At 73.1% G+C, this 21,441-nt stretch carries 18 protein-coding genes and 1 tRNA gene; 11 read left to right on the top strand and 8 right to left on the bottom strand.

Annotated features, from left to right (window positions below; genetic code table 11):
- Positions 1–274 precede the first annotated feature (274 nt).
- Positions 275–1,840 carry an APC family permease gene (locus tag ABFY03_RS16245; RefSeq protein ID WP_319008582.1) on the top strand — a complete coding sequence of 522 codons (1,566 nt, stop codon included), beginning with the start codon at positions 275–277 and terminating at the stop codon, positions 1,838–1,840.
- A gap of 99 nt (positions 1,841–1,939) precedes the next feature.
- Here the strand turns inward: ABFY03_RS16245 and ABFY03_RS16240 are convergent, their stop codons facing one another.
- Positions 1,940–2,155 (bottom strand): hypothetical protein, encoded by a 216-nt coding sequence (locus ABFY03_RS16240; protein ID WP_319008583.1) that lies wholly within the window; start codon positions 2,153–2,155, stop codon positions 1,940–1,942.
- 58 nt (positions 2,156–2,213) lie between these two features.
- Here ABFY03_RS16240 and ABFY03_RS16235 point away from each other — a divergent pair, with 58 nt between their 5' ends.
- Positions 2,214–2,696: a GNAT family N-acetyltransferase gene (locus ABFY03_RS16235; protein ID WP_346170204.1), complete on the top strand. Its 483-nt coding sequence runs from the start codon at positions 2,214–2,216 to the stop codon at positions 2,694–2,696.
- On the opposite strand, the gene ABFY03_RS16230 is transcribed toward ABFY03_RS16235, so the two are convergent.
- Positions 2,671–3,435, bottom strand: a complete 765-nt coding sequence (locus tag ABFY03_RS16230; protein WP_346170203.1) for a GNAT family N-acetyltransferase — start codon at positions 3,433–3,435, stop codon at positions 2,671–2,673. The two genes, ABFY03_RS16235 and ABFY03_RS16230, sit on opposite strands and share 26 nt — an antisense overlap.
- Before the next feature lie 101 nt (positions 3,436–3,536).
- On the opposite strand from ABFY03_RS16230, the gene ABFY03_RS16225 reads away from it, so the two are divergent.
- From ABFY03_RS16225 to ABFY03_RS16215, 3 genes are all read left to right on the top strand, one after another.
- On the top strand, positions 3,537–4,370 hold the full coding sequence (locus ABFY03_RS16225) for a TIGR03619 family F420-dependent LLM class oxidoreductase (RefSeq protein WP_319008586.1): 834 nt from the start codon (positions 3,537–3,539) through the stop codon (positions 4,368–4,370).
- A gap of 64 nt (positions 4,371–4,434) precedes the next feature.
- Positions 4,435–7,041: a bifunctional FO biosynthesis protein CofGH gene (locus ABFY03_RS16220; protein ID WP_346170202.1), complete on the top strand. Its 2,607-nt coding sequence runs from the start codon at positions 4,435–4,437 to the stop codon at positions 7,039–7,041.
- A 170-nt stretch (positions 7,042–7,211) separates the two neighbouring features.
- Positions 7,212–8,306: an ADP-ribosylglycohydrolase family protein gene (locus ABFY03_RS16215; protein ID WP_346170201.1), complete on the top strand. Its 1,095-nt coding sequence runs from the start codon at positions 7,212–7,214 to the stop codon at positions 8,304–8,306.
- Positions 8,307–8,358: 52 nt separating this feature from the next.
- Here ABFY03_RS16215 and ABFY03_RS16210 read toward each other — a convergent pair whose 3' ends face one another.
- The gene (locus ABFY03_RS16210) at positions 8,359–9,144 is read right to left on the bottom strand and encodes an SDR family oxidoreductase (protein WP_319008589.1); all 786 of its coding nucleotides are present in this window, start codon (positions 9,142–9,144) and stop codon (positions 8,359–8,361) included.
- 86 nt (positions 9,145–9,230) lie between these two features.
- On the opposite strand from ABFY03_RS16210, the gene ABFY03_RS16205 reads away from it, so the two are divergent.
- Entirely contained in the window at positions 9,231–10,055 is an 825-nt protein-coding gene (locus tag ABFY03_RS16205; RefSeq protein WP_346170200.1) for a hypothetical protein, read from the top strand.
- Between the two features lie 123 nt (positions 10,056–10,178).
- On the opposite strand, the gene ABFY03_RS16200 is transcribed toward ABFY03_RS16205, so the two are convergent.
- The 3 genes from ABFY03_RS16200 to ABFY03_RS16190 form a co-directional block, all read right to left on the bottom strand.
- On the bottom strand, positions 10,179–10,379 hold the full coding sequence (locus ABFY03_RS16200) for a DUF397 domain-containing protein (protein WP_319008591.1): 201 nt from the start codon (positions 10,377–10,379) through the stop codon (positions 10,179–10,181).
- 341 nt (positions 10,380–10,720) lie between these two features.
- Complete coding sequence (locus ABFY03_RS16195) at positions 10,721–11,581, bottom strand: helix-turn-helix domain-containing protein (protein WP_319008592.1); 861 nt, start codon at positions 11,579–11,581, stop codon at positions 10,721–10,723.
- A gap of 253 nt (positions 11,582–11,834) precedes the next feature.
- The gene (locus ABFY03_RS16190) at positions 11,835–12,533 is read right to left on the bottom strand and encodes a GOLPH3/VPS74 family protein (protein ID WP_031013478.1); all 699 of its coding nucleotides are present in this window, start codon (positions 12,531–12,533) and stop codon (positions 11,835–11,837) included.
- Between the two features lie 183 nt (positions 12,534–12,716).
- Between ABFY03_RS16190 and ABFY03_RS16185 the strand changes: the two genes are divergently transcribed.
- From ABFY03_RS16185 to ABFY03_RS16170, 4 genes are all read left to right on the top strand, one after another.
- Positions 12,717–14,945, top strand: coding sequence for a D-alanyl-D-alanine carboxypeptidase family protein (locus tag ABFY03_RS16185; RefSeq protein ID WP_346170199.1), 2,229 nt, complete (start codon positions 12,717–12,719; stop codon positions 14,943–14,945).
- A gap of 153 nt (positions 14,946–15,098) precedes the next feature.
- Positions 15,099–17,009, top strand: a complete 1,911-nt coding sequence (locus ABFY03_RS16180; protein ID WP_386723814.1) for a DUF2339 domain-containing protein — start codon at positions 15,099–15,101, stop codon at positions 17,007–17,009.
- Between the two features lie 99 nt (positions 17,010–17,108).
- The gene (gene lepB, locus ABFY03_RS16175; protein WP_319008594.1) at positions 17,109–17,882 is read left to right on the top strand and encodes a signal peptidase I; all 774 of its coding nucleotides are present in this window, start codon (positions 17,109–17,111) and stop codon (positions 17,880–17,882) included.
- Positions 17,883–17,911: 29 nt separating this feature from the next.
- On the top strand, positions 17,912–18,205 hold the full coding sequence (locus tag ABFY03_RS16170; protein ID WP_346170198.1) for a hypothetical protein: 294 nt from the start codon (positions 17,912–17,914) through the stop codon (positions 18,203–18,205).
- Positions 18,206–18,257: 52 nt separating this feature from the next.
- Here ABFY03_RS16170 and ABFY03_RS16165 read toward each other — a convergent pair.
- Positions 18,258–18,333 (bottom strand) — tRNA-Arg (locus ABFY03_RS16165).
- A gap of 97 nt (positions 18,334–18,430) precedes the next feature.
- On the opposite strand from ABFY03_RS16165, the gene ABFY03_RS16160 reads away from it, so the two are divergent.
- Positions 18,431–20,032, top strand: coding sequence for a class I adenylate-forming enzyme family protein (locus ABFY03_RS16160; RefSeq protein ID WP_386723817.1), 1,602 nt, complete (start codon positions 18,431–18,433; stop codon positions 20,030–20,032).
- 33 nt (positions 20,033–20,065) lie between these two features.
- Here the strand turns inward: ABFY03_RS16160 and ABFY03_RS16155 are convergent, their stop codons facing one another.
- Positions 20,066–21,337 (bottom strand): M6 family metalloprotease domain-containing protein, encoded by a 1,272-nt coding sequence (locus tag ABFY03_RS16155; RefSeq protein ID WP_319008609.1) that lies wholly within the window; start codon positions 21,335–21,337, stop codon positions 20,066–20,068.
- Positions 21,338–21,441: the final 104 nt, after the last annotated feature.

The raw sequence follows: 21,441 nt of genomic DNA, 5'->3' as shown, positions 1-21,441 counted from the left end.
GGAACCCAGTTCTCCCAAGGGTTCCGGCCGCCCGGCCGGACGGCGGGAAAATTCCTCGGGAAAATTTGGAAACGGACATTCCGGGCTTTGCTGCGGTTCCCGCATATCGGACACCCGCCGGTCGACCTACCGGTTGGTCGGTCCCGTACGGTCGTCGATCTTTCAATCATTGGCGGCTGCCCCGATCTGACCTCGCAATGCAAGGCGTTGATCGATCAGCTGAGCGGAGTCTGATCCTCCGGATAAGGAAACCGCAGCACTTAACGTCCTGTTCATGACTCAGGTGGAAGCACGGCCCCAGGCCGGAGACACGGTAAGGGGCGTCAACGCCCCGGGCGTCACGCAGGACGTGCGCAAGAAGGGCCTCGGCGGCAACAGCGTCGGCCTCTTCGGAAACGCGATCATCGGCATCTCGACCGTCGCCCCGGTCTACTGCCTGACCTCCACCCTCGGCTCCACCGCCGGCGAGGTCGGCCTCCAGATGCCCGCCGTCTTCCTCGCGGGCTTCCTCCCCATGCTCCTCGTCGCCTTCGCGTACCGGGAGCTCAACAAGGCCATGCCCGACTGCGGCACCTCCTTCACCTGGACCGTGAAGGCGTTCGGCCCCAAGATCGGCTGGATGTGCGGCTGGGGCCTGGTGATCGCCACGATCATCGTCCTCTCCAACCTGGCCGGCGTCGCCACCTCGTACTTCTGGCTCCTGGCGGGCGAGGTCACCGGCAGCGAGTCCATCGCCGCCCTGGACGACAACAAGGCCGTCCACATCGTCACCTGCCTCGCCCTCATCGCCGTCGCCACCGCGATCAGCTACCGCGGCATGACGGCCACCAAGGGCGTCCAGTACGCCCTCGTCGGCCTCCAGCTCGTCGTCCTCGCCGTCTTCGTCGCCCTGGCCCTCTCCAAGGCCGGCTCCTTCGAGACCTCGGTCGACTTCTCCTGGTCCTGGATGAACCCCTTCGCGGTCCAGTCCTTCGCCGCCTTCACCGCCGGCCTCTCCCTCTCGATCTTCATGTACTGGGGCTGGGACGCCTGCATGGCGACCAACGAGGAGACCGTCGGCAGCGACAAGACCCCCGGCCGCGCCGCGCTCATCGCCATGGTCGTCCTGGTCGGCTCCTACCTCGCCACCGGCATCGCCGCGCAGATGGCCGTCGGCTCCGGCGACCAGGGCCTCGGCCTCGCCAACCCGGAGACCTCCGACAACGTCTTCGCCGCCCTCGCCGGCCCGGTCATGGGCCCCGCCCTCGGCGTCCTCCTCTTCGTCGCCGTCCTGGCCTCGGCCGCCGCGAGCCTCCAGACCACCTTCATCCCGGTCGCCCGCACGGTCCTCGCCATGTCCACGTACGAGGCCCTGCCGAAGTCCTTCACCAAGGTCCACCCCGTCTTCAAGACCCCCGGCAAGGCCACGATCGTGGCCGGCGTCGCCACCGGCGTCTTCTACACGGTGATGACCCTGGTCAGCGAGCACGTCCTGGTCGACACCATCTACGCCCTCGGCCTGATGATCTGCTTCTACTACGCGCTGACCGCCTTCGCCTGCGTCTGGTACTTCCGCGCCGAGCTCTTCCGCTCCGTCCGCGACCTCGCCTTCAAGGGCCTCATGCCGCTCCTCGGCGGCCTGATGCTCACGGCGGTCTTCGGCAAGACCCTCTACGACATGTGGGACCCGGCCTACGGCTCCGGCTCCGCCGTCCTCGGCGTCGGCTCGGTCTTCGTCATCGGCGTCGGCCTGCTCCTCCTCGGCGTGGTCATCATGCTGGTCATGCAGCGCCGCAGCCCCGCCTTCTTCCGCGGCGAGGTCCTCACCAAGGAGACCCCGTCCCTGGTGGTCGCCGACTGACCGGTCCGATCCGGACACACACCTGAGTCATCCAGAAACGCGAAGGCGGCGGTCCCGTGGGGGGTACCGCCGCCTTCGTCCGTTCTCCGGGTCTCCGGGTCAGCGCTGCCCCGGCAGCAGCTTCTCCACCGCCGCGTTGGCGGCCGGCATGTCGGCGGCCTGGGCGGGCTTGGCCTTCGGGGTCAGGACGCCGCTCAGCGGGACGACGGACGGGAGGTTCAGGCCGCCCGTGTCGGCGGCGGCCGTGCCGGCGGAGGCGAGGGCGCCGGTGGCGGCGACGGCGGTCAGGGCGGCTGCGGTGAGGATCCTCTTCATGACCGCTCCAACGGGGACCGGGCCGCAGCGGTTACGACGGCGCTCCTACGATCACGCCATGAGCGAGCGGTACGGGAACGGCAACGGGAGCGCGGACTGGTGGCTGCGGCCCGGGCGGGCCGAGGACGTCGAGGCCGTCGCCGAGCTGCGGGCGGTCGTGCTGCGCGCCGACCTGGAACGGCTCGGGCGGTACGACGAGCGGCGGGTCCGGCAGCGGCTGCGGGACGGGTTCTCCGCCGCGTACACCTCGGTGATCGAGATCCCCGGCGTGCCGCTCGCCGGCTGCGTCACCCTCCGGCCGGAGGGCACCGGCCTCTGCCTGGAGCACTTCTACCTCGCCCCGGCCCTCCAGGGGCGCGGGCTCGGCACGGCCGTCCTGCGCCACCTGCTCGACCGGGCCGACGCCGCCGCCGCCCCCGTCCGGCTCTCCGTGCTGCGGGGGAGCGCCGCCCGCCGCCTCTACGAGCGGATGGGCTTCACCCGGGAGGCGGAGGACGGCGTGGACGTGCACCTGGTCAGGGAGCCGGCGCCTCGGCGATGAGGGCGGTCGCGACCGTGCGGAAGCCGAGGCGGGCGTAGAGCCGCTCCACGTCCGCGTCCGAGGCCGTCAGGAAGACCAGCCCGGCCCCGCGCGCCCGGGCGTCCGCGACCAGCGCGGCGGTCACCGCGAGCCCCAGGCCCCGGCGCCGGGCCTCCGGACGGGTGCCGACGCCGACGATCTCCGCCACGTCCCCGACGGGCTGCACCTGGCCGCCCGCCAGGGCCTCCCCGCTCGCCGCGTCGAAACCGGCGGCGAGGACCGTCAGACCGGCGTCGATCCGGGCGGCCACCCGGGCCGCGTCGCCCGGGCCCGGGGCCGCGCCGAAGGCCGCGTACGGGGCGGCGACGGCCGCCGCCAGCTCCGGATCGTCCGCGCCGACGATCCGCACCCCCGCCCCCGCCGGCTCCGGCACGGGGAGCGGCGCGCCGTCCAGGACCATCAGCGGATGCGCGTGCACCACGAGCCCGCTCTCCTCCACGGCCGTCCGCAGCCCCGGCGTCGTCTCCGCCACCCACTCGAACGCCTCCGGCACCCCCAGCTCCCGCTGCCGGGCCCGCACCCGCTCCACGGCGGCCACCGGCACCGGCCCCTCGTGCCCCAGCGCGGGCCGCGCGTAGAAGGGCCAGCCGCCGGAGCCCTCGCGCACGAACAGGGTCAGCGGCCCGAAGTCCTCCCCGCGGGCGGAGGAGCGGGGCACGGCGTCGTAGTACGTCTCGATTCGGTTCAGCACGCGCGCCACGGTAGGCCCGCCGCCGGAGGCGGGCACCCGGATTTCGTCCCGCCGCCACCACGGCCGTCCGGCCCCTCGGAATCCCGCGCCGCAGCCCCTACCGTGCCGTCATGCGGATCTCGACCACGATCTTCCTGACCGACGAGACCATCTCGCCCGTGCGGCTCGCCCGCGAGCTGGAGGCGCGCGGCTTCGCCGGCCTCTACCTGCCCGAGCACACCCACATCCCCGTCTCCCGGGACACCGAGCACCCGGCGGGCGGCAGGGCCGCCCGCGAGTACGAGCGGACCCTGGACCCGTACGTCGCCCTCGCCCAGGCCGCGGCCGTCACCGACCGGCTCGCGCTCGGCACCGGCATCACGCTGCTCGCCCAGCACGACCCGATCGCCCTCGCCAAGCGGATCGCCACCCTCGACCACCTCTCCGGCGGCCGCCTCACCCTCGGCCTCGGCTACGGCTGGAACCGCGAGGAGGCCGCCGACCACAACGTCGACTGGCCCACCCGCCGCGCCCTCGTGCACGACCGGCTCGCCCTGATGAAGGCCCTGTGGGCCCCCGAACCCACCGCGTACGAAGGAGAGTTCGGCTACTCGGTACGCGCCTCGGAGGCATGGCCGAAACCGGCGGGCGGCGCGCCCCGGATCCTCCTCGGCGGAGCCGCCGGCCCGAAGCTCTTCCGGGCGATCGCCGAGCACACGGACGGCTGGATGCCGATCGGCGGCCGCGGCCTGACCGAGTCCCTGCCGGTCCTGCGCCGGGCCTGGGAGGAGGCGGGCCGCGACCCGAAGTCCCTCCGGGTCGTCCCGTACGCCGTCCTCCCCACCCCGGGCAAGCTCGCCCACTACGCCGACCTCGGCTGCGAGGAGACCGTCCTCCAGCTGCCGCCGGCCGGGGAGGCGGAGGTGCTGCGGGTCCTGGACGCGTACGCGGAGCACCTGGGGTGACGGACGGGCGCCGAGCCGCGGGGACCCCGGCCCGGCGCCGGGGCGCCGCTCGTATGCTCGGGGTATGACGGACCACCAGACCGGCCGCGCGGCCGACCAGCAGGGGGTTGCCCCTACCAGGAACTCGATGCGGCGGGCTCTGCGGCGGGCGCGGGACGGCGTCGCGCTCGACGTGGGCGAGGCGGCGGTGCTGCTGCGGGCGCGCGGCGAGGACCTGGACGAGCTGGTCGGCGTGGCGGGGCGGGTGCGGGACGCCGGCCTGGAGGCGGCCGGGCGGCCCGGGGTGATCACGTACTCGAAGAGCGTGTTCATACCCCTGACCCGGCTGTGCCGGGACAAGTGCCACTACTGCACCTTCGTCACCGTGCCGGGCAAGCTGCGGCGCGACGGGCACGGGATGTTCCTGTCGCCGGACGAGGTCCTCGACATCGCCCGGCGCGGTGCCGCGCTCGGCTGCAAGGAAGCGCTCATCACGCTCGGCGACAAGCCGGAGGAGCGGTGGCCGGAGGCGCGGGAGTGGCTGGACGCGCACGGGTACGACGACACCCTGGCGTACGTGCGGGCGATGTCGGTGCGGATCCTGGAGGAGACCGGGCTGCTGCCGCACCTCAACCCGGGCGTGCTGTCGTGGACGGACTTCCAGCGGCTGAAGCCGGTCGCGCCGTCGATGGGCATGATGCTGGAGACCACCGCCACCCGGCTGTGGTCCGAGCCCGGCGGCCCGCACTACGGCTCCCCGGACAAGGAACCGGCCGTGCGGCTGCGGGTCCTGGAGGACGCGGGGCGGTCGTCCGTGCCGTTCACCTCGGGGCTGCTCCTGGGGATCGGGGAGACGTACGAGGAGCGGGCCGAGTCGCTGTTCGCGCTGCGGCGCGTGGCGCGGGCCTACCACGGCGTCCAGGAGCTGATCATCCAGAACTTCCGGGCCAAGCCGGACACGGCGATGCGCTCGATGCCCGACGCCGAGCTGGACGACCTGGTCGCGGCGGTGGCCGTGGCCCGGCTGATCATGGGGCCGTCGGCGTGCCTCCAGGCGCCGCCGAACCTGGTGGACGCCGAGTACGAGCGGCTGATCGCGGCCGGCATCGACGACTGGGGCGGCGTCTCGCCGCTGACCATCGACCACGTCAACCCCGAGCGGCCGTGGCCGCGGATCGACGAGCTCGCCGCGCGCTCCCGCGCCGCCGGCTTCGAGCTGCGCGAACGGCTCTGCGTCTACCCGGAGTTCGTCCGGCGCGGCGAGCCGTGGCTGGACCCGCGGATCGTGCCGCACGTGCGGGCGCTGGCCGACCCGGAGACGGGCCTGGCGAACCCGGACGCGGTGGTGCGCGGCCTGCCGTGGCAGGAGCCGGACGAGGTCTTCACCGCCGCCGGCCGCACCGACCTGCACACCGCCGTCGACACCGAGGGCCGCACCGGGGACCGGCGCACCGACTTCGACGAGGTGTACGGCGACTGGGAGGCGCTGCGGGAGGCCGCCGCGCCCGGGATGCGGCCCGAGCGGATCGACGCCGACGTGCGCGAGGCGCTGGCGGTCGCGGCGGACGACCCGACGCGGCTGACCGACCCGCAGGCCCTGGCGCTGCTGCACGCCGACGGCCCGGCCCTCGACGCGCTGTGCGGGGTCGCCGACGACGTGCGGAAGTCCGTCTCCGGCGACGAGGTGACGTACATCGTCACGCGGAACATCAACTTCACCAACGTCTGCTACACCGGCTGCCGCTTCTGCGCCTTCGCCCAGCGCCGCACCGACGCCGACGCGTACACCCTCTCCCTCGACCAGGTCGCCGACCGCGCGCAGCAGGCGTGGGACGTCGGCGCGGTCGAGGTCTGCATGCAGGGCGGCATCCACCCGGACCTGCCCGGCACCGCGTACTTCGACATCGCGCGGGCGGTCAAGGAGCGGGTGCCCGGGATGCACGTGCACGCCTTCTCGCCCATGGAGGTCGTCAACGGCGCCACCCGCACCGGCCTGTCCGTCCGCGAGTGGCTGACGGCGGCGAAGGAGGCCGGGCTCGACTCGATCCCCGGCACCGCCGCCGAGATCCTCGACGACGAGGTCCGCTGGGTGCTGACCAAGGGCAAGCTGCCCACCGCCACCTGGATCGAGGTGATCACCACCGCGCACGAGCTGGGCATCCGCTCGTCCTCGACCATGATGTACGGGCACGTCGACCAGCCCCGCCACTGGCTCGGACACCTCCGCACCCTCGCCGGGATCCAGCAGCGGACCGGCGGGTTCACGGAGTTCGTGACCCTGCCCTTCATCCACACCAACGCGCCCGTCTACCTCGCCGGCATCGCCCGCCCCGGCCCGACGATCCGCGACAACCGCGCCGTGACCGCGATGGCCCGGCTCCTCCTTCACCCCCACATCCCCAACATTCAGACGAGCTGGGTGAAGCTGGGTACGGAGGGCGCGGCGGAGATGCTGCGGTCGGGCGCGAACGACCTCGGCGGGACGCTGATGGAGGAGACCATCTCCCGGATGGCCGGGTCGAGTTACGGCTCGTACCGCTCCATCCGCGACCTGGAGGCGATCGCGGAGGCGGCCGGGCGCCCGTCCCGTCCCCGGACCACCCTCTACGGCGAGGTCCCGGCCGAACGCCAGGCGGCCGCCCGCGCCTCCGACGGTCATCTGCCGGAGCTGCTGCCGGTGGTGGAGGGCTGAGAATCGGGTCTCCGCGCGCGCCGGGCGAAGCTCGGGTGAACTGTGGTCAAAAGCGGCCTGAAGGGCGTCCGATCACATAAGTGTCCGCACCCCGAACGGACACACCCGGTCGATTAGAGTGCTGCGGAGACCGGTGAGAGAACGGGACCTCGGACGGGGGAGGGCACGTCGTGACCACCACTGCCGCGGCCGTGTGGGGCCGCACCGAACAACAGGACTTCCGTTCGCGCGTCCGCGGCTGTCTGCTCGGCGCGGCCGTCGGCGACGCGTTCGGCGCGGGCGCGCACGACCGGACCCTGAAGGAACTCCGTACGGAACACGGCGACGCGGGCCTCACCGAACCCCCGGACGGCACCCTGCCCGTCACCGCCGCCACCCAGATGAGCCTCTTCACCGTCGACGGCCTCATCCGCGCCCACGTCCACCGCGACAGCGGCGTCTGGCACCCGCCCAGCGACGTCCACCGCGCCCAGCTGCGCTGGGCCGCCACCCAGCGCGACTGGGGCCCCGACGAACGGCGCCGCGACAACGGCTGGCTCGGCCGCCAGGAGTGGCTCTACGCCCGCCGCCGGCCGCCCCGCGCCTGCCTCACCGGCCTCGGCGACGAACGGCTCGGCACCCTCGACCAGCCCAAGAACCCCGACGCGGACGACTCCGGCGCGCTCGCCCGCTCCGCGCCCTTCGGCCTCCTCGTCGGCTGGGAGCCGCAGCTCGTCTGCCAGCTCGCCGTCGAGTGCGCCGCCCAGACGCACGGCGCCCCCGCCGCCACGCTGGCCGCCGGCGCGCTCGCCGTGACCGTCCACGGCGTGGCCCGCGGCGCCTCCGTCGAAGCCGCCGCCGGTACGGCCCTGGGGCTGCTGGCCGCCCGGGCCGGCCACGAACCGGTCACCGAGGCCCTGACCCGCGCCCTCGGAGCCGTCCGCGAGGGCGTCCCCGACGCGGACCGGGTCACCGCCCTCGGGGCGGACGAGGACACCGCGCAGGGCCAGCTGGCGGCGGCCGTCTACTGCGCCCTCGTCGGCGAGGACGTCCGCCACGGACTCCGCCTCGCCGCCAACCACGACGGCCCCTCCGCCGTGACCGCCGCGGCCACCGGCGCGCTCCTCGGCGCCCAGCACGGCGAGACGGCCCTCCCGCCGGCCTGGCTCGCGGCGCTCGAAGGCCGCGGCACGGTCCTGGAACTGGCCGACGACCTCGCGATGGAACTCACCCAGTCGGCCACCCTCCACACCCCCACCTGGCACACCCGCTACCCGACGCGGTGACCCCGTCGTGGGCTGCGCCCAGCCGCCGGCCCGCGCGCACCCGCACCCGCCCTCACCGCATCACCTCGCCCGCGTTCACGAGCAGCGACTGCCCCGTGATCGCCCGCGCCCGCCCCGACGCGAGAAACACGACCGCGTCGGCGACGTCCGCGTCCGTGGCCAGGTCCGGCAGCGCGACCCGGGAGGTGAGCCGGTCCAGGACCGCCGCCTCCTCCACCCCCTCCGCCTGCGCCGTGAAGCGGACGAACGCCTCCACCGGCGGGCCCCACATCCACCCGGGCAGCACCGTGTTGACGCGGATCCGGTCCGGTCCCAGCTCCCGCGCCAGCGAGTACATCGCCGAGGTCAGCGCCCCCTTGGACGCCGCGTAGGCGGCCTGCTGCACCTGCGTCGGCGCGGCGACGGCCGACTGGGTGCCGATGAGGACGACCGAGCCGCCCCCGCCCGCCCGCAGCGCCGGCAGGCACGCGCGGGTCATCCGCAGCGTGCCGAGCAGGTTGACGTCGAGGACGCCCTGCCAGGTGGCGAAGTCGGCGTCGGCGAGGCCGCCGAAGTACGAGTCCCAGGCGGCGACGTGGACGACCGCGTCGATCCCGCCGAACCGTTCGACGGCGAGCGCGGCCAGCGCCTCGCACCGCCGCTCGTCGGTGATGTCGGTGGCGAGGTGCGCGGTGCGCCCGCCCGTCGGGTCGATCGCGGCCGCGGACTTCACGAGGTTGGCCTCGGTGCGTGCGCCGAGGACCGCGTTGCCCCCGTCGCGTACCACCGCCTCCGCGACCCGGTGGCCGAGCCCGGTCCCGACGCCCGACACGACGACCGTCTTCCCCTGGAGCAGCATCCGGGTGCCTCCCGCCTCTGGTCACTCATCTGACGGTCCGTCAGAGTAGGTGCCCCGAGCCGCACTGGGAAGGGAGACGACGGAGGATGAGCGACGCCGAGACGTACGGGGAGCTGGCCGCCCACGGGCCGTACGGGGTCCGCCCCGGCCATGCCCTGATCACCCTGGTGGAACCGCACCCCGGGCACGAGTACGCGTACAACCGCTGGTACGAGGACGACCACTACTACGCCGGCGCGATGGCGATGCCCTGGATGTACGCGGGCCGCCGCTGGGTCGCCACCCGCGACCTCCAGGAGCTCCGGACGCCCGAGAAGTCGGCCGTCGCGCAGCCCGTCACCGCCGGCTGCTACCTCTCCACGTACTGGATCACCGAGGGCCGCTACGACGCGCACATGAAGTGGACCGTCGCCATCAACAAGCGCCTCAACCGCGACGCCCGCGTCTACCACGACCGCACCCACGTCTTCACGTCCTTCCAGGACCACGAGACGACGGTGTACCGGGACGGGGCGGCCGGTCCGCGCGACTTCCACGCCCTCGACCACCCCTACGCGGGCCTGGTCCTCCAGGTCGTGGACTGCGCGGGCCCGGCGGAGCGCGCCGCACTCCTGGAGCGGCTGGCCGCCCGTGAACTCCCGCGCCGGCTGGCCGGTTCACCGGCGGCGATGGTGACCGTCTTCCGCCCGACGCCGCTGCCCGGCGACCGCATGACGTACGTGAAGCAGGTGGAGGGCGTCGACACCCGGCTCACCCTGCTCTGGTTCCTGGAACGGGACCCGCGCGCCTGCTGGGCGGAGCACTTCGCGGACCTCGACGGCCTCGCGGGGGCGGAAGGGCGGGTCGAACTGGTCGCGCCGTTCGTCCCGACCGTACCGGGGACGGACCGGTACGTGGATCAGCTGAGGTGACGGACTCCGCCCGGTCCGGACCCGGGTCCGGACCGGGCCCGGACATGAGAGAGCCCTCTCGGCCAGGACGGCGGACCGGACGAGAGGGCGGCTCCACGGATGGTGCCTGCGGTGCTGCGAGGCTCAGAGGGCCCCGTTGCTCACCTGGCCGACGAAGGCGTTCCACGAGCCCGGTCCGAAAGAGAGCGACGGACCCTCGGGCGCCTTGGAGTCGCGGACGGCGATGGCGGCGACGACCGGGGACTTCACCTCGACGCAGGCGCCGTTGCCGCCGGAGTAGGAGGACTTGGTCCAGTTGTCGGTGGCACCCTGAATGATGGCCATGATGTGCTCAGCTCCGGTTCTGCCCCACGGGGCGTGAGAGTCGGTGCCGGCGTGTCCCCACCGGCCTGATCGACGCTACTCGCCGGTCCCGAGCGGCGGGACCGGCGTTCACACGACCGGGTGACATATGCCAACTGAGCTTCCGGCGGGCCGAGTCGGGGGTGTACCGTATCCGCCCCCACGCTGGTGCGCGCTGTCCGGTGCGCCTTCCCTGCCGGGCCTGTCCCCACCTGCCTGACCTGCCGGGACCGCCCCGGACCGTCCCCGACCGCCCCGGACCGTCCCCGACCGCCCCGGACCGTCCCGACCGTCCCGGGCCGCCCCGAGTGTCCGGGGGGCCGTCAGCCCTGGGCGTACCCCTTCGCGATGTCGGCGACGAACTCCCGCGTCTGCTCCACGCCCAGCGCCTGCGCCCGCAGGTGCTCGTACATGAAGCTGTACTTCGACACGTCCGGCCCCTTCTCCAGGTACAGGTCGCTCGTCACCCCCTCGATGTAGACGACGCTGGAGTCGGAGGCGTCCGGGAACTCCAGGATCGAGTACTGGCCGCTGATGCCCGGGTGCGCGCCCGTGTCGAAGGGCAGCACCTGCACCGTCACGTGCGGCAGGTGCGACTGCTCGACGAGGTGCTCCAGCTGCTCGACCATCACCTGCCGGTTGCCGACGACCCGGCGCAGCGCCGCCTCGTCGATGACCGCCCACAGCCGCAGCGGGTTCTCCTCGTTGTTGATCCGCTCCTGGCGGCGGGTGCGGACGTTGGTCCGCTTCTCGATGTCCGCGGGCGTCGACTCGGGGAGCGCGCCGGAGATGACGGCGGTGGCGTACGCGCGGGTCTGGAGCAGACCGGGGATGATCTGCGGCTCGTAGACGCGCAGGCTCTGCGCGTCCGTCTCCAGACCGATGTAGACGCTGTACGGGATGTCGCCGAAGGCGTGCCACCAGCCCTGCTGCCGTGAGTCCTTGGCCATCTGCATGAGGGAGTTGACCATGGCCTCGTCCTCGACCTCGTACACCCCGCACAGGTCGCGCACGTCGCGCTGGCTGATGGAGCGGCGGCCGTTCTCGAGCCGGCTGATCTTGGACTGGGAGACGAGGAGGCGCTCGGCGACCTGTTCGGCCGTCATGCCCTTGCCCTCGCGGAGCTTGCGCAGCTCCTGGCCCAATCGGCGTCGCCTGACGGTGGGGTTGACACTGGACGCCACGGAAACTGCACCTCCGGCTGCATGTCTGCGATGCGTAGCTGTGAGTATCTACTGCTTGGCAGACTGCCACCAAAGGTGTGGCCAGCGCTGGGAAAACGCGACAACGCCCGTGCGGGTGCTCGGATTCGACGCGGATGTGCGGGACGCCCGAAGGCGCCCCGCACACCTCTGTGCGGCTCCCGGAGGGTACGTGTGCGTGGTGCGTGTACGCCGCGCGGTGCGGGTGCGTACGGGTGGGTCGGGTGCGCCGGCCTCAGTGGGCGGCGGCGCGGGCCATGCTGCCCCGCGGCTGGGCGGGGACGCCCTGACCGCTCCGGCGCGGCTGTGCGGCCGCGCCGTTCTGGACGTCCATGACGGCGTGCGCCACCAGACCGCCCATGGGGTCGTGCCGGATCAGGTCGCGCAGCCGGGACCGCGACGACCGTCCTTCGTTGCCGGGGTACAGGTGCTTGCCGAGACCGACCGCGTGGGCCAGTGCGGCGAGCGCCGCGGTCCGCGGGTCCGGTGGTACGCCGGTGCGGATCGCACTGTCCAGCCGGGCCCTGATCTCCCGGCTGATCGCCGTGTCCGTCGCCTGGTAGCGAGTCGTCGGCAGCACCCCGCACATCTGGCCCTCCACGGCATGCACCATGCCGCATCGCTCCAGATGCGAGAGATACGTCTGGCGGAGCCCCAGCCGGGGCCCGCCGATCCAGTGGACGGCCCGGACCGGACTGCCGCGCCTGCGCAGCAGTTCCAGTGCGGAGTCCAGAGTCGGATCTCCGGTCGGCCGTGGCATCACCACGGCGATACGATCCCCGTCAGGGGCTATCCGTCCTGCCAGAGCCAGCTCCACTAGCTGTGCTCCGGCAAGGCCCAGGTCGAGCGACTGCGGCTGCGCTGTGGTACCCGTGGCCGGGTCCAGAGCGAGCAGCAGAAGCTCCTCCGGAATGGTTCTGCGGCTCCTGCCCATCCATGCCTCCCCGCGTGGATGAATGACAGGGTGACCCCTCTCACATTCATCTGTCGAGAGTGCCTGGGTGGTTCGTCCTGGAACCAGTAGGTATGTCGTTCTCGTCTAGCACGGGAGCCAAGGGGTTCACACAGGACACTGGTAGACGGTTCGGACGTACGTATGACGCATGGAGGAGGCACGGTGGCGGGCGAGTCCCCCGACAGGGCGGAGCAGCAGGGGTCGTCGGAGGGGAAGACGACGGCAGCGGCGCCGACGGTTGCGTCCTCGGGGACCCCGGCGTCCGGGGTGTCCGCGCCGGACCGGGTGGACCAGCCGACGGCCGTCTTCAAGACCCTGGCGCCGCGCGCCCCGGAGGACGACGCGGAGAAGCCGGCCGACAAGCCCGCGGCGGAGCCGCGGGGCGAGGGCGGCGACCGTCTGAAGCAGGCCGTGGCGGCCTGGGTCGCGACGGCGGCGCCGGAGGAGACCGAGGACGGTCCTGCGGAGGACGAGGCCGGGGACGGGGCCTCGGACGGTCGTGCCGACGCCGAGGAGGCCGAGGCCGACGACGCGGCGCCTGAGGCGTCCCGGACGCCCGAGGAGCCCGCTTCCGCGCCGGAGGAGCCCGCGGCGGCCTCCGAGGCCGACCGGGACGCCGACGACGCGCCGAAGGCGGCGGAGCCGTCCTGGTTCGCCGCGAAGAAGCCGGAGACGCCGAAGCCCGCGGAGCCGAAGCCGGAGACGCCCAAGCCGGAGACGCCGACGTCCGGGACGAAGCCCTCGTCCGGGACGAAGCCCTCGTCCGAGCCGGAGGCCGCCGCGCCCGCGCCCGTGGCCGAGGAGCCGGTCGACCAGCCCACCACCATGTTCCGGGCCGTCCGTCCGCCGGCCGCGCCCGCCGTGGACCAGCCGACGACCGCGTTCAAGCTGCCGCGCGACGCCGCCGCCACGGGCGCCGCCGCCGACTCCGACAGCGAGCGGACGAGCACCTTCGTACCGCTCCGCCCGGACCTCCCGACCGAGCGGAAGACGCCCTCCACCGGGGCCTCCACCCCCGCCTCCGCCGACAAGCCGGCCGCGTCCGCCCCGGCCGCCGCCCCCGTCCTCGGCGAGCCCGAGCGCACCCGGCAGCAGCCGCTCCCGCCGCTGCCCCCGCTCGACCTCCTGGCCGAGCTCACGAACACGCCGCCCCCGCCGCCGAACGCCTGGCGCACGACCCTGCGCCGGGTCCGCATCTGGACCCCGCTGGTCCTGCTCCTCCTGATCGTCTTTGCGATCGTGCAGATGGTCCGGCCGCTTCCGGCACCCGCGCTGAAGCTCTCCGCCGCGCCGACGTACACCTTCGAGGGCGGCCCGCTCCAGATGCCGTGGCCGGACGAGGGCCAGGGCGCGGTGGAGGTCGAGGGCGTCGGCTCCATGGGCACGTGGGGCGCGCAGAAGCCGGCCCCGATCGCGTCCGTGACGAAGACGATGACGGCGTACGTGATCCTCCGCGACCACCCGATCAAGGGGAACAAGGAGGGCCCCGAGATCACCATCGACAAGAAGGCCGCCGACCAGGCGAACGCGGTCCACGAGTCGACGGCGGCGGTCAAGGAGGGCCAGACCTACTCGGAGAAGGAGCTCCTGCAGCTCCTGATGATCCCCTCGGCCAACAACGTGGCCCGGCTGCTCGCGCGCTGGGACGCCGGCTCGGAGCAGGCGTTCGTCGACAAGATGAACGCCGCCGCCAAGGACCTGGGCATGACCCAGTCCCGCTACACGGACCCGTCCGGCCTGCTCGACTCCACCGTCTCCACCCCGCGGGACCAGCTGAAGCTGGCGAAGGCGGTCATGCAGTACGACGTGTTCCGCGAGATCGTGAACATGCCGAACGTGACCGTGGACGGCATCAACGGCCGCATCGAGAACAACAACAACATCCTGCTCCACGACGGTGTGAACGGCATCAAGACCGGCTCGTCCACCCCGGCCGGCGGCAACCTGCTCTGGTCGGCGAACACCGTGGTCGACGGCCAGAACCGCCGCATCCTCGGCATCGTGATGGGCGCGAAGAACGCGAAGGTCCTCAACGACAAGCTCCAGCTCGCCATCGACAACAGCCTCAAGCTGATCCAGAAGGCGCAGAACGACGTCACCTCCGCCACCTTCGTCAAGAAGGACCAGGTCGTCGGCTACATCGACGACGGCCTCGGCGGCCGGACGCCGGTCGTCGCGACGAAGGACCTCAAGGCGGTCGGCTGGCCGGGCCTGGAGGTCCGGCTGGCGCTGACCGACGGCGGAAAGGCCGTCCCGCACTCCGGCAAGGCCGGGGACGTCGTCGGCACCGTCTCGATCGGCACGGGCACCGGCAAGGTCAGCGCCCCGGTGGCGCTCCGGACCGACCTGGTGGAGCCCGGCTTCGACAAGAAGCTGACCCGGGTGCGCTGACGCGCGGGCCGCGCGGCCGGCTGACCTGATCGGGTGGGCGCCCCGGACGACCGGGGCGCCCTGCTGTTAGCGTCTTCTGGGGACGAGACGCGACACGCGGAACCGCGCGGGACGCGAGACGGGCAGAGGGAAGCAGCACGGGAAAGGGCCGCAGTGACCACCGCCGAGCCGACACGCGCGGGCCGCAGCACGGCCGCCACGCCCCGTCCCGCGGGGGAGTCCGAGCAGGACGCCCACCCCCCTTCCCCACCCACGACCCCCGGTTCACCCTCGCGAATAGTGCTCCCGAACCAGCGCTCCGCCCCCGAGCGGACCACGCCCCCGACGCCGCCGTCCCCGCCCCCGACGCGCCGGCGCAAGCGCCGCTACCCGGTGATGGTGGCGACGGGCGTCGCCGCCCTCCTCCACATCGTGTGGTTCTTCTACTTCGCGAACAGCGGCGGCGACCTGGCGGCGCAGGACGCCTGGGCCGAGTTCGTCGGCCGGCACCCCGACTCGGCGTACAACCTGGCCTGGTACGGGGGCATGCACCCGGTCTCGTACAGCGTGGTCTCGCCGTACGTCATGTCGGTGCTCGGCGTCCGCTCGACCATGATGATCGCGGGGACGCTCTCCGCCGCCCTGACCGCGCTGATCCTCGTGCGGGTCCCGGCCGTGCGGAACCCGATGGCGTGCTCCCTCGCGGGCGTCTTCGCCTTCCTCTGCAACGCGCTGTCGGGCCGGGTGACCTTCGGGCTCGGCATGATGTTCGCGCTCGGCGCGGTCGCCGCCGTCTTCTGCTGGCCGCACCGCTGGCGCCGCAAGCGCTGGGCGAAGGCGGCCGTGGCGGTGCCGCTGTCCGGGCTCGCGACGGCGTGCAGCCCGGTCGCCGGTCTGTTCCTCGGGGTCGTGGCCGCGGCGCTCTTCCTGAACAAGCGGCGCCCGGGCGCGTACGCGGTCGGCCTCGCCCCGGTGGCGATCGTCGCCCTCTCCTCCTGGCTCTTCCCCTTCTCCGGCACCCAGCCGATGGCCTTCGCGTCCACGGCGCTGCCGCTGGCCTTCGGGATCCTCGTCCTCGTCCTGGTGCCGAGGGACTGGCTCACGGTCCGCACCGCCGCCGCCTGCTACACCGTCGGCACCTTCCTGACCTGGCTGATCGACTCCCAGATCGGCTCGAACATCTCGCGGCTCCCGATGCTCTTCGCGGGCGTGGCGCTGCTGGCCGCCCTGCCGTACACGCGCCCGCGCTCGCGCCGCTGGTACGCGCTGGTCGTCGCCTTCCTCGGGCTGAACTTCTGGATCGGCTTCAAGGGCGTCGACGACGTGATCCGCACCCGCCCCGACGCCTCCTGGGCCTTCGAGGTGGCGCCGCTGATCAACCAGCTCCAGGTGCGGGACGCCCGCAAGGCGCGGGTCGAGGTCGTGCCGGCCTCCAGCCACCGCGAGTCCTCGGCGCTCAGCCCGTACATCAACCTGGCGCGCGGCTGGAACCGCCAGGCGGACATGGAGCGCAACCCCCTCTTCTACGACGACACCCTCAACGCCGTGAACTACCGGGAGTGGCTGCACCGCTGGTCCGTCCGGTACGTCGTCCTCCCGACGGGCGCCCCCGACTCGGGCGCGGAGCGGGAGGCGGAGCTCGTCGCGCAGGGCCTGCCGTACCTGAGCCAGGTGTGGGCCGACGCGAACTGGCGGCTGTACGAGGTCGCCGACGCCACGCCGCTCGCGGACGCCCCGGCGCAGGTCGAGCGCGCCGCCGAGAACGAGGTCGTCCTCCGCCTGGACCGCCCGGCCCGGATCACGATCCGGGTGCCGTGGTCGCCCTGGCTGGCGCTGATGGACGAGAACGGCGGCAAGCTGGAGCCCCCGCAGGAGACGGAGGCGTCCAAGCTGGCGCGGGAGGAGTCCGAGCACGAGATCCCGAAGGTCTTCGCCAACGAGAACGGCTGCCTGCTGAAGGCGGAGCCGGACGAGCAGGGCGACGAGTGGACGGAGCTGATCGCCCCCAAGGCCGGTACGTACCGCCTGGCCGCCCCGTACAAGCTCTTCCCGCGCGGCACGGCCTGCCCGGAGGAACTCCGCTGAGGCGCAGGGCGGGCACCGACGACCCCGACGGTCACTCATAAGGAGGGTGAACGCCCGGGAAGGCTGCGACCCGGTGGACTCCGGGCCTAGGGTCGTCCCATGCGGCAGGAACCAACTGAATCGGGGACGGCGGACGTGACGGACGCGGGAGACGTGGCGACGGACTTGCGGCCCGAACCCGAGGCGCCGGCCTCCGGCACCCGGCCGCCGAAGCGCCGCCGCCTCTCCCCCTGGGTGGAGTACCCGCTGCTGGCCGCGGTCGCGCTGGTGCTGGCCTTCCTGATCAAGACCTTCCTGGTGCAGGCGTTCCTGATCCCCTCGGGGTCCATGCAGAACACCCTCCAGGAGGACGACCGGGTCCTGGTCGACAAGCTCACCCCCTGGTTCGGCTCGGAGCCCGACCGCGGCGAGGTCGTCGTCTTCCGCGACCCCGCCGACTGGCTCGCCGGCCACGAGCTGAAGCCGCCCAGCACCACCCAGAAGGTCCTCGGCTTCGTCGGCCTGATGCCGGCGGCCGGCGAACAGCACCTGATCAAGCGCGTCATCGGCGTGGCCGGCGACACGGTCGAATGCCAGGGCACGGGTCCGGTCAAGCTCAACGGCAAGCCGCTGGACGAGCCGTACGTCTACGAGGGCAACACCCCGTGCAGCAACGACGCCGGCGGCCAGTTCAGGATCACCGTCCCGGCCGGCCACCTCTGGGTGATGGGCGACCACCGCCAGCACTCCCAGGACTCCCGCTACCACCAGAACGACGGCCGGGGCGGCATGGTCCCCCTCACCGACGTGGTCGGCCGGGCCATCGTCGTCGCCTGGCCGGTCCCGAACTGGTCCACCCTCCCGGTCCCGGACACCTTCGAAGCCCAGGACTGACAAGACCACCGCACCGAAAGAGACCCCAGATGGCCATCATCGTCACCTTCGACTTCCCCGGCGCCGGCCCCGACCTCTACGACACGGTCATCCACCGCGTCACCGCCGGCCAGGGCTTCACCCGCTTCGAGGACGTGTCCAACCCCGGCCTCATCTCCCACGTCGGGGGCCCGGTGGACGGCGGCTTCCGGGTCACCGAGGTCTGGGAGAGCCCCGAAGCCCTCGAATCCCACGCCAAGACCTTCGCCCCCATCCTGGCCGACCTCGGCTACGCCGACGCCCAGCCCACCATCACCCCGGCCCACAACGTCGTCGTCAACTGACCCCCACACACGAGAAGGACCCCTACCGATTCCCGGTAGGGGTCCTTCGCGCTGGTGCCCCCGGCAGGATTCGAACCTGCGACACCCGCTTTAGGAGAGCGGTGCTCTATCCCCTGAGCTACGGAGGCGGGGCCGGGGACAGCCTAGCGGATGGGGGGTTGGGGGGTGGGGTTGTGGGTCAGACTGGGGTGGTCGCGAGGAGGAGTGGTGGGGTTGAGCGGGGACGTGGGGCGGCTTGTGGGGGGTGGGGGGCCGTTCGAGGTGCGGGACGGGGTGTATGTGCGGGGGCCTCGGACCTTGCGGGAGTTCGTCGAGGTGGTGTGGGGGTTCGGGGACCGGGTCTTTCTGGTGGATGACGGGGGGCGGGTCACCTATCGGGAGTTCTTCGACGCCTGCTGTGGGCTGGCTCGGCGGTTGGTGGGGGAGTACGGGCTCCGGCGGGGGGATCGGGTCGTCGTCGCCATGCGGAACCTTCCCGAGTGGCAGGTGGCCTTCTGGGCGGTGCAGCTCGCCGGGCTCGTCGCCGTGCCGTTGAACGCCTGGTGGACGGAGGACGAGTTCGCCTACGCGCTGGACGACTGCGGGCCCAAGGCGCTGCTCGTCGACGGCGAGCGGGTGCCCCGGGTGCGGGCGTGGGCGCGGCGGGCCGGGGTGCCGGGGATCGTGTTCCGGGGGGAGGCGGAGGAGGGGTTCGTCGCGTACGAGGCCGACGACGATCCGCTGCTCGGGCCGCCCGATGTCGAGGTGCTCGGGGAGGACGACGCCACGATCTTCTACACGTCGGGGACCACCGGGCGGCCCAAGGGGGCCGTCGCCACGCACCTCGCGCAGGCCGGCGCAGCCATGCATCCGCGGTACTTCGCCGCGGTCGCCGCGCTCGCGCGCGGGGAGCGGCCGGGAGGCGGGGCGCCGGTCGTGTCGCTGACCACCTTTCCCTTCTTCCACGTCGCCGCCTTCACCTCGCTGTACGCCGTGATGGCGGGCGGCGGGACGCTCGTCATGATGCGGAAGTGGGATCCCGCCCGGGCGCTGGAGCTGATCCGGGAGCACCGGGTCACCCATTACGCCGGGGTTCCCACCACGGCGCTGGAACTGCTCGCGCTCGCCCGCGAGAGCGGTGATCCGCTGGAGTCGCTGGTGCTGCTGAGCACGGGCGGGGCCGCCGCGCCCCCGGGGGTCACCGGCGGGCTCGCCGCGGGGTACGGGGAGCGAATCGATCCCCGGAACGGGTACGGGCTCACCGAGACCTGCGGCGGTGTCCTCGCCAACGTCGGCGCCGAGTACCGGGCCCATCCGGGCAGCGTCGGGCGGCCCTCGCCGGCCACCGAGGTGCGGATCGACGGGGCCGGCGAGGACGGGGTCGGCGAGCTGTGGCTGCGCGGGCAGTCGCTCTTCCGCGGCTACTGGCGGAACGAGGCCGCCACCCGGGCCGCCTTCGCGCCCGGCGGCTGGTTCCGCACCGGTGACCTCGCCCGGGTGGACGCCGAGGGGCGGGTCACCCTCGTCGACCGGCTCACCGACCTGGTGATCCGGGGCGGCGAGAACGTGTACTGCGTGGAGGTCGAGCAGGTGCTCCAGACCCATCCCGACGTGCTGGAGGCCGCCGTCGTCGGGGTGCCGCATCCGCTGCTCGGCGAGGAGGTCGGGGCCGTCGTACGGCTCCGGCCGGGCGCCGCCGCCGACGCGGAGGCGCTGCGGGCGCACGTCGCCGCGCGCCTCGCCGCCTTCAAGGTGCCCGCCCACGTCCTCGTACGGGAGGGGGAGCTGCCCCGGAACCGGGCCGGGAAGCTGCTCAAGGGGGAGCTGCGGGGGCTGGTGGCCGGCTGACGGCCCAGGGGAGGGCCTGGGGGCCGGGCCTCCTCAGCCTCTGCTCACGCGTACCCGGAAGCCGCCGTCCGCGCTCTCGTCGACCACGCCTATCCGGATGCCGTGGGTGCGGTCCGTGAAGGTCTCGCCCGGGCGGTAGGGGGCGTCGGAGAGTTCCGCGTGGACGTTGGGGCGGCGGGTGCAGCCGCCGCTGGCGTGGTCGCTGTCGGAGACCGTCACCGGGCCGTGGCCGGTGTCCACGTCCGACTCCACGCGGTAGACCAGGACGCCCGGCTCGCAGACGGCCTCGTCGTTGCCCTCGCGGGTGCGGACCTCGACGGCGTACCCGGTGGTGTCGGAGAGCGGGACGAAGACGAGTTTGGGGCCGCCGGCGACGGCCAGCGGGGTGAGCAGGTGCTCGCTGGTGCCGGTGGCGGAGGCGCAGCGGATCTGGTCGTTGTCGAGCCAGCCGAGCTTCCACTTGTGCCAGCCGAGCAGGTCGTTGTTGGCCCCCCAGTCCTCGGACATGATGTCCCAGTGGCCGACCGTGCCGCCGCCGTCGGCGGTGTACAGGTCGGGGAGGCCGAAGACGTGCCCGTTCTCGTGGGGGAGGACGCGGTAGCCGGTCTCCGGGTAGCTGCCCGAGCCGTCGTCCTGGCGGCTGTAGACGAAGGACGTGTTGGCGAGCGGGACGCCGTCGGCGTAGGGCGCGTCGTCGTTGCCGGAGAAGGTCACGGACAGGACGGTGTCCAGGGCGGAGGGGCCGGCGTTCGGCGTGACCAGGACGTTGACCAGGTCGTAGGCGCTGAAGTCGACCTTCGGGTCGGCCGCCTTCACGATGTCCTCGACGAAGGAGCGGTAGCCCGGCTCGTACGGGGCGCCGCGCTCGATCCCGTACGAGGAGAACGGCTTCGGCATCCGCAGCCAGTCGGCTATCGGGGTCTCGGCCTGGTACTGGAGCCGGCCGTAGGAGCTGACGCGGAACCAGTCGGAGGTCTGCGGGAAGAACTCGCGGAAGCGGGCCATGGCGGTGCCCTCGCCGCGTGCGTCGGGGAAGTCGACCATGAGCGTGAGGGCCCGGATCCGGCCGGTGGAGCGGGCGTACCCGGGGGCGGTCGGCAGCCCTTCCGACATCTGCACGCCCATGGCGGTGGCGATGCGGCACGGTCCGAGCCGGGTGGTGTCCGGCGCGGCGGCCACCGGGCCGGCCGAGGCCGGGGCGGGGCCGGGGAGCGTGGTGCTCGCCGAGACGAGCACGGTGAGCAGAAGGGCCGCGGTCGCCGCGAGGGCGACCGGTCTGGGTATCCGCCGGCGGGTGTGCTGCATGCGGTCGCCTCTCCGGTCGGGGCCAGGTCAGCGGCGTGTTGCCGTGCGATCAGCCTGTGCGGAGCGGTGCGGGGGCGCGCGCCGGGTGGACCGATCGTGGGTAT

The sequence above is a fragment of the Streptomyces roseofulvus genome (assembly GCF_039534915.1).
Classification (GTDB): Bacteria; Actinomycetota; Actinomycetes; order Streptomycetales; family Streptomycetaceae; genus Streptomyces; species Streptomyces roseofulvus.
The sequence above is the reverse complement of the archived record's forward strand: the minus strand, read 5'-3'. Positions and strand labels throughout refer to the sequence as shown.